At 54.0% G+C, this 7,701-nt stretch carries 7 protein-coding genes; all 7 read left to right on the top strand.

All coding sequences use genetic code 11. The features are described from left to right. Window positions 1-198: glutamate ligase domain-containing protein (locus tag AQR02_RS34570; protein ID WP_425339987.1), on the top strand; the 198-nt coding region annotated here is incomplete at its 5' end. Next, complete coding sequence (locus AQR02_RS18600) at window positions 195-1,604, top strand: UDP-N-acetylmuramoyl-tripeptide--D-alanyl-D-alanine ligase (protein ID WP_054941752.1); 1,410 nt, start codon at window positions 195-197, stop codon at window positions 1,602-1,604. The genes AQR02_RS34570 and AQR02_RS18600, both read left to right, overlap by 4 nt. 21 nt (window positions 1,605-1,625) lie before the next feature. Then, a complete protein-coding gene (gene mraY / locus AQR02_RS18595; RefSeq protein ID WP_054941751.1) occupies window positions 1,626-2,591 on the top strand; it encodes a phospho-N-acetylmuramoyl-pentapeptide-transferase in 966 nt (321 codons plus the stop codon). 3 nt (window positions 2,592-2,594) lie between these two features. Next, entirely contained in the window at window positions 2,595-4,013 is a 1,419-nt protein-coding gene (murD, locus tag AQR02_RS18590; protein ID WP_054941750.1) for a UDP-N-acetylmuramoyl-L-alanine--D-glutamate ligase, read from the top strand. 49 nt (window positions 4,014-4,062) lie between these two features. Next, window positions 4,063-5,160 (top strand): stage V sporulation protein E, encoded by a 1,098-nt coding sequence (spoVE, locus tag AQR02_RS18585; RefSeq protein WP_054941749.1) that lies wholly within the window; start codon window positions 4,063-4,065, stop codon window positions 5,158-5,160. Between the two features lie 5 nt (window positions 5,161-5,165). Further along, on the top strand, window positions 5,166-6,281 hold the full coding sequence (gene murG, locus AQR02_RS18580; protein ID WP_054941748.1) for an undecaprenyldiphospho-muramoylpentapeptide beta-N-acetylglucosaminyltransferase: 1,116 nt from the start codon (window positions 5,166-5,168) through the stop codon (window positions 6,279-6,281). Between the two features lie 238 nt (window positions 6,282-6,519). Continuing rightward, the coding region (gene murA, locus AQR02_RS18575) for a UDP-N-acetylglucosamine 1-carboxyvinyltransferase (RefSeq protein ID WP_054941747.1) at window positions 6,520-7,701 on the top strand (1,182 nt) is incomplete at its 3' end.

Raw genomic sequence — 7,701 nt, 5'->3', positions numbered from 1 at the left:
GGCGTGGCACAGGACAGCTATGAGATGATACCGGACCGCCGGGAGGCGATCACAAAAGCTATTGAAATGGCAAGCCCGGGAGATGTAGTATTGATTGCGGGGAAAGGTCATGAGACCTATCAGCTGATTGGCGGAGTGGTTCATGATTTCGATGACCGTCTTGTTGCCAAAGATGTTATAAGGGGCCGAAGCTATTGATTACAAGAACGCTGCAAAGAATCGCTGCCATGTGCGGAGGAGAACTGGTTTCCGCTGTAGATACGGATATGGAGATTGCTGGGGTCGTTACCGACTCACGTAAAATTACGACAGGCTGCCTGTTTGTGCCGCTGGCCGGAGACCACTTTGACGGCCATCATTACAGTGCGGCGGCTTTGGCTGCCGGAGCTGCTGCCACGTTGTGGCAGCATGACAAGGGACCTGCACCGGAAGATGGTGCAGTCATTCTGGTTGAGGATACACTGGCTGCACTGCAGAAGCTGGCTGCCGCTTATTTAAGCGAAGCAGCGCCGCAGGTTGTGGCGATCACAGGCAGCAACGGTAAAACGACAACGAAGGATATGATCACTGCTCTCTTGGAGGGCCAGTATAGGGTTCACAAAACCCAGGGGAATTTCAATAACCATATCGGCTTACCGCTTACGGTGCTGTCGATGAGCGAGGATACAGAAATAGCCGTTCTGGAGATGGGCATGAGCTCACGGGGGGAAATTGCCCTGCTCTCTTCGCTTGCCGCTCCTGATGTAGCGGTTATCACCAATATAGGTGAATCGCATCTGCTGCAGCTTGGCTCGCGTAAGGAAATTGCCCGGGCTAAGCTGGAAATCGCCGAGGGGCTGAAGCCTGGAGGACTGCTTATCTACAACGGCGATGAACCTTTACTCGCTGAAGTGATGGCAGAGCCTTCTTTCCACGCTCCTGCAGGTATGCAGACGCTACGCTTCGGTTTGAGTGCAGATAATGATAATTATCCTACCGGAATGATGACGCATCCCGGAGGAATGACGTTTACAACCCGCTATCTTGCTGAGGAGCGTGCCTTTACACTGCCGCTTCCCGGACGACACAATGTGATCAACGCGTTGGCCGCCCTGGCGGTTGCCCGTCATTACGCGATAACTGAAGCGAGCATTGAAGAGGGGCTGAAACGGCTCAAGCTGACCGGCATGCGGATTGAAGTGATGATGACCGCATCCGGCCTGACACTGTTGAATGATGCCTATAATGCGAGTCCAACCTCTATGAAAGCGGCGATTGATGTGCTGCAGTCTATGAAAACCGGCGGCAGCCGGATCGCTGTACTGGGGGACATGCTGGAACTGGGTCCGGAGGAAGTGGATTTCCACCGGGAAATCGGTGAGTATCTTGATCCGGCATTAACCGATCTGGTTTTTGCCTACGGTCCGCTCGCTGCCAAGCTTGCTGAGGCCGCAACGGAGAAACTCGGCCCTGAACGGGTGTTTGCCTATACAGACAAGGCAGAGCTGTCTTCGGTCCTGAACAGCAAATGCAGTGCCAAGGATATTGTGCTGTTCAAAGCCTCCAGGGGCATGCGCCTGGAAGAGGTGCTGCACAGCCTGAATGAACATTTTAATCAGACCTAAATTATTGGAGGGGGTGTACCCATGGATTATCAACTTCTGCTGCTGACAATTGCTGTATCCTTTATCCTTGCGGTCATTGCCGCTCCGCTCATCATTCCGCTGCTGCGGAGGATGAAATTCGGACAGCAAGTACGTGACGACGGACCGCAATCCCACTTGAAAAAAGCGGGCACGCCTACAATGGGCGGAATTATCATCATGGTGGCGTTCACGTTATCTTTTTTGAAATTTTCCGTGGTGAATTCGGACTTTTATGTCCTTCTGGTGGCTACGCTCGGCTACGGGCTGATCGGGTTTCTGGATGACTATATTAAAATTGCCTTTAAACGTTCACTCGGACTGACCGCACGCCAGAAGCTGGCGGGTCAACTCCTAGTGGGTATCGTGCTATGTATCCTGCTGAATAATGCCGCCCACAATACCGGAATTAGCATTCCGGGTACAGACATCAGCTTTGACTGGGGCGGGTGGTTCTACTATCCGTTCATTGTGATCATGATGATGGCGGTCACGAACGCCGTGAATTTTACAGATGGCGTAGACGGATTGTTGTCCGGTGTAAGTGCCATTGCACTTGCCGCCTTTGCCGTAGTGGCCATGCAGGCTACATCGATTTCAGCAGGGGTATGCGCAGCGGCGATGATTGGTGCAGTACTCGGCTTTCTTGTGTTCAATGCACACCCGGCCAAAGTCTTTATGGGGGATTTCGGTTCCTTCGGTATCGGTGGGGCGATTGGGGCAATTGCCATTGTGACCAAAAGTGAACTGCTCTTTGTGGTAATCGGCGGCGTGTTTGTTATTGAGATGCTGTCTGTAGTTCTGCAGGTGTCCTCATTTAAGACGCGCGGCAAGCGCATTTTCAGAATGAGCCCGATTCATCATCACTTTGAGCTGGGCGGATGGTCGGAATGGAGAGTCGTCACCACCTTTTGGGCGGTAAGTCTGGTGCTGGCGGCAGTGGGACTAATCTTGAGCAAGGGGTTGTAAGGAATGAAGCATCCAGATGAATACCGGGGTAAGCTAGTGGTCGTCCTGGGGCTCGCGAAAAGCGGCGTCCAGGTGGCCAAGGTGCTGCATGAACGCGGCGCGATTGTAACGGTCAATGATAAAAAGGAAAGAGACCAAAGTCCCGAAGCTTCCGAACTGGAATCTTTGGGAATTTCTGTTATATGCGGCGGACATCCGGAGGGGCTGATTCATGAAGGCGTAAGCCTTGTAGTTAAAAATCCGGGGATCCCTTATTCAGTGCCTCCTGTCCAAAAAGCGCTGGAGCTTGGCATTGAAGTCGTGACTGAGGTAGAGGTAGCTTACCGTATTTGTGCAGCACCGATGATCGGCATCACCGGTTCTAACGGCAAGACGACCACAACCACTTGGGTCGGGCGTATGCTCGATGCTGCCGGGATGAGACCGATTGTCGCCGGCAATATCGGTACGCCGCTCTGCCAGGCCGCGCAGGAAGCGGATGAGGACAACTGGATGGTGGTGGAGCTAAGCAGCTTTCAGCTCAAAGGAACCGAGACGTTCCGTCCTAAGGTAGGAGCACTGCTGAATGTGGCGGAGACCCATTTGGACTATCATGGCGGCATGGAGGATTATGTGGCCTCCAAAGCCAAATTGTTTGCCAACCAGGGGCCAAATGATACTGCGGTGCTAAACTGGGATGATCCGGTCTGCCGTGAGCTGGTTCCTTATATCAAGGCGGGTATCCTTCCCTTCTCCATGACAGAGGAACTGGTCCAGGGTATCTTTGTCCGGCCCTCTTATGTTCCGGATACCGAGGATGACCTGGAGCGGGTTATCATCTACCGTGATTATTCTGAAAGCGAGACAGAGATTGCCAAAGTAGATACCATTGGCTTGCCGGGCCGCTTCAACGTGGAGAATGCACTGGCAGCCTGTGGTATTGCCATTGCCGCAGGAGCTGATCCTGCCGTGTTAGGCGAGGGGTTAGCCTCCTTCCGCGGAGTCGAGCACCGGCTGGAATATGTGGCGGATAAGGCGGGGGCAGCTTATTTCAATAACTCCAAAGCCACCAATTCCAAGGCGACTACGATGGCTTTGGGCTCCTTTAAACAGCCGGTAATACTGATCGCAGGTGGCCTCGACCGCGGTTCCGATTATATGGAGCTGCTGCCTGTCCTCGGCGGGGTGAAAGGTGTAGTCCTGCTGGGAGAGACAAAGGACAAGCTGGCAAAGGTCGCTGGCCTGGCAGGAGTAAAGCATGTCATCTCCGTCGATAATGGGGAGAGTGCCGCTGCCGTGCTACAAGATGCTGTGCAGGAAGCTTCCGCCATTGCGGAAGCGGGAGATGTTGTTCTCCTGTCTCCTGCGTGTGCCAGCTGGGATATGTTTACCTCCTATGAGGAGCGCGGGCGTATTTTTAAAGAGGCGGTGCATAACCTTTAAGTAGGGGGGTGGATAAGCCCCTACTACGGATGCAAGAGGTGTGCTCCTGATGAACAAATCGCGTCATGCGCCCGACATCTGGCTGCTGATTCCCATCCTTGCTTTGCTGGTTATCGGCATGGTAATGGTATACAGCGCCGGATCGGTTCTGGGCTTCCGCAATTATGGCGATTCGTTTTATTTTGTCAAAAGACAGCTGTTATTCGCCGGACTAGGCTTAGGTGCGATGTTCTTTACCGCCAACACGGATTACATCATACTGAAGAAATTCGCCAGACCTGCGCTGATTCTCTGCTTTATTCTGCTCGTTTTGGTACTGGTGCCGGGCATCGGGGTGGTCCGGGGCGGTGCGCGGAGCTGGCTGGGAATCAGCAGCTTCGGGATTCAGCCCTCCGAATTCATGAAGATGGGGATGATCCTGTTCCTGGCCAACTGGCTGGGGAAGGAGGAATATGATATCTCCACCTTCACGCGCGGCCTGCTGCCTCCGCTTGCGCTGATCGGTTCTGCGTTTGCACTGATCATGCTCCAGCCGGATCTCGGCACAGGTACTGTAATGTTCGGTGCGGCGTTGATGATGGTCTTTACGGCGGGGGCCCGGATGAAGCATCTGCTCTCGCTCGGCGCACTTGGGGTCGCGGGGTTTGCCGGACTGGTTGCCGCCGCCCCTTACCGGCTGCAGCGAATCACGGCCTTCCTGGACCCCTGGTCCGATCCGCTGGGCGCTGGTTATCAGATTATCCAGTCGCTCTATGCGATTGGTCCCGGCGGTCTTGGCGGCCTTGGTCTGGGCATGAGCCGGCAGAAGTACAGCTATGTACCGGAGCCGCAGACTGATTTTATTTTTTCCATTCTGGCTGAGGAGCTGGGGTTCATCGGGGGGCTCGCAGTGCTGAGCCTGTTCCTGATTCTGATCTGGCGGGGGATGAAGGTTGCCATGAGCCTGCCTGACCGGTTCGGGAGCTATCTGGCCGTCGGAATTGTCAGCATGGTGGCCGTTCAGGTCATCATCAACATCGGCGTAGTGATCGGCATGATGCCGGTTACGGGTATTACGCTTCCGCTGATCAGCTACGGCGGTTCCTCACTTACCCTGATGCTCACAGCACTCGGCATTTTATTGAATTTATCCCGTTATGCGAGGTGAAAGACATGCGTATCGTATTAAGCGGCGGTGGTACGGGGGGACATATTTATCCCGCCGTTGCTGTCGCCAGGCAGCTGGAAGCAGAAGAAAGCGGATCAGCCTTTCTCTATATCGGCGGTAAACGCGGTCTGGAGAGCAGGCTTGTTCCGCAGGAGAACCTTCCCTTTAAGGCCATCGACATTACCGGCTTCCGCCGGAAGCTCTCCATGGACAATGTGAAGACGGTGATGCGTTTTCTGAGGGGGGTCAAAGCCTCCAAAGAAATGCTGAGAGAGTTCAAACCGGATGTGGTCATCGGTACCGGCGGGTATGTATGCGGACCGGTAGTGTACGCAGCTTCCCGTCTGGGAATTCCCACACTTATTCACGAGCAGAATGCCATTCCCGGTCTTACCAACAAGTTTCTGAGCCGCTATGCCGATACAGTGGCCGTAAGCTTTGAAGGCACTGAATCAGCCTTTCCGGGCGGCAAAAATGTTATTTATACCGGTAACCCCCGGGCCACAACGGTGACAGCAGCCAGTCCGCAGCGCGGCTATGCTTCACTTGGCATCCCGGACGGGAGCACTGTAGTGCTTGTTGTCGGAGGCAGCGGCGGAGCCAAGGCCATCAACCGGGCGATGATTGAAATGACCCCGGTTGTGGGTAAGGGTAATGGAGTTCATTATGTGTATGTAACCGGCGAGTCTTATTATGAGGACACCCGCAAGGCCTTGCGCCAAAAGCTTGGCGGAGAACCAAGCTGGCTGCATATTCTCCCATATGTGCACAATATGCCGGAGGTTCTGGCCTGCACCTCACTGATTGTGAACCGGGCGGGCGCCTCTTTTCTGGCCGAGATCACGGCACTGGGCATTCCCTCCGTCCTTATTCCGTCCCCGAATGTGACGAACAACCATCAGGAAGCGAATGCAAGGCAGCTGGAACGGGAAGGTGCGGCTGTCGTGCTGCTGGAGAAGGATTTAACGGGGCAGGCGCTGCATGAGGCCGTCCAGCAGATTATCGGGTCGCAGTCTCTGCGGAGCAGCATGGCAGAATCGTCCAGGCGTCTGGGCAAAAGAGATTCAGCCGCGCTGGTTGTCAGCGAATTGCGGCGGCTTGTAGCGAAGCGCAAAAAATAGGCCGCCGTCCTTGTCCGTACAGTGCCATAAAGCCGGATTAGGCGCATATGGTTCTTGTTGACCTCCTTCTGTCACACACCCGGAGTCATGAACATAGGATAATCCTATAATCGTGACAATCACCCAGGGCACTACCGGTTTGTGAAATGAGAAAGCGGGAAAGGCTGTCCCGCACATTTCATGGTCCTCATATGGAAAGTGCCAGTGGTGGGTGAGCGGTAATCTCGGAGGTGATACATTGGACAAATTGGTGATTGAGGGTGGAAATCCCCTGTCAGGCACCATACGTATCCATGGAGCAAAAAATGCGGCGCTGCCGATCCTGGCGGCGAGCCTGCTGGCCGAAGGAGTTCACTCACTGCACAATGTGCCGAAGCTGCTGGACATCGAGACGATGCTGAATATCCTGGAACGGCTGGGCTGCGTGACTGCGCATGAGGCAGAGACTGTGACGATGGATACGTCTTCCTTAAGCACTTCCCATGTTCCAGAGGATCTAATGCGGCAAATGCGATCTTCTATTTTTTTGATGGGACCCTTGTTATCCAGATTTGGAGAAGTGACGATTTATCAGCCGGGAGGCTGTGCAATCGGAGAACGCAAGATAGACCTTCATTTACAGGGCCTTAAGCTGCTTGGAGCAGAGATTGAGGAGAGTAATGGACGGATTACCTGCCGCGCTGCAAAGCTTACAGGAAGTGACATTCATCTCGATTATCCCAGTGTTGGAGCGACAGAAAATATTATGATGGCCGCTGCGATGGCAGTAGGAACGACCACGATATCGGGGGCGGCCAGAGAGCCGGAGATTCAGGATCTGCAGAATTTCTTGAATAGGATGGGCGCTCAGATTATCGGTGCAGGTACCGATACGATTACGGTCCAAGGCGTGAATAAGCTGTACCCCTGCACGTATGAGGTTATTCCGGACAGGATTGTAGCCGGCACGGTAATGATTGCCGCAGCAGCCACACGCGGCAGTGTTACGCTGACCCATACGAATGCCGGGCATTTAACTTCGCTCATCCATGTGCTGAGACGGGCAGGTGTTCAAATCACAGTTTGCAATGATATAATTAATATCAGTTGCATAGGACGTCCACGTGCGGTAGAGAGAATAGTAACTTCACCGTATCCCTCCTTTCCAACGGATCTGCAATCTCAAGTGATGGTGCTGCTGTCATTAGCCGACGGTTTCAGTGTCATTAAAGAGACGGTATTCGAGGGACGCTTTAAGCATGTGGAGGAGATGGCCCGGATGGGTGCGGATATCTCCATTGATTTAAACCGGGCGTTTATCCGCGGTGTGCAGCGATTGTATGGAGCAACAGTGGAAGCGACCGATCTGCGGGCAGGAGCCGCTCTGGTGATTGCCGGACTCGCAGCCCAGGGAACTACTGTAGTCGAGCGGGCGCACCAT

The organism is Paenibacillus ihuae (genome assembly GCF_001368795.1).
Classification (GTDB): Bacteria; Bacillota; Bacilli; order Paenibacillales; family Paenibacillaceae; genus Paenibacillus_AQ; species Paenibacillus_AQ ihuae.
This window is presented reverse-complemented; position numbering and strand designations above follow the sequence as displayed.

Bases quoted from the DNA above. Each gene is read 5' to 3' on its own strand.
- mraY (WP_054941751.1), top strand. From the start codon at position 1,626: ATGGATTATCAACTTCTGCTGCTGACAATTGCTGTATCCTTTATCCTT.
- murD (WP_054941750.1), top strand. From the start codon at position 2,595: ATGAAGCATCCAGATGAATACCGGGGTAAGCTAGTGGTCGTCCTGGGG.
- spoVE (WP_054941749.1), top strand. From the start codon at position 4,063: ATGAACAAATCGCGTCATGCGCCCGACATCTGGCTGCTGATTCCCATC.
- murG (WP_054941748.1), top strand. From the start codon at position 5,166: ATGCGTATCGTATTAAGCGGCGGTGGTACGGGGGGACATATTTATCCC.